1 protein-coding gene is annotated in these 470 nt (G+C 44.3%); it reads left to right on the top strand.

Annotation, left to right across the window (positions count from 1 at the left end; all coding sequences use genetic code 11):
• Window positions 1-470 (top strand): SSURE domain-containing protein (locus ADF62_RS02380; RefSeq protein WP_049532327.1); only part of this gene is annotated, 470 nt, incomplete at both ends.

Here is a 470-nt window from a genome sequence, read left to right as displayed (position 1 = left end):
TGGAGATGGTATGTTGACTCGCCTTATCTTGAAGGCCTCAGACAAGGCTCCATGGTCAGACAACGGTTCAGCTAAAAATCCTGCCCTTCCACCAGTAGAGAAATTGGGCAAAGGCCTCTACTTCTATGAAGTAGATTTGGCTGGCACTCAAGGAAAATCTGATAAAGATTTGCTTGACCTCTTGAAACAAAACGGCACTCAAAGCTATAAAGCTACCATCAAAGTTTACGGTGCTAAAGATGGCAAGGCTGATTTGACTAACCTAGTAGCGACAAAAGATTTGGATGTCAACTTGAATGGTTTGACTACCCCAGCTGAAGTGCAAAAAGGTGTAGCCGACAACACCAAAGATACAGTAGATGTTCCAGCTACTTACTTGGATAAAGCGAATTTCCCAGGTCCACTCACAGCCGGTGTCAACCAAGTTATTCCTTATGAATTCTTCGCTGGAGATGGTATGTTGACTCGCC

It is taken from the genome of Streptococcus sp. 1004_SSPC, assembly GCF_001069025.1.
Taxonomy (GTDB): Bacteria; Bacillota; Bacilli; order Lactobacillales; family Streptococcaceae; genus Streptococcus; species Streptococcus vestibularis.
The sequence above is the reverse complement of the archived record's forward strand: the minus strand, read 5'-3'. Positions and strand labels throughout refer to the sequence as shown.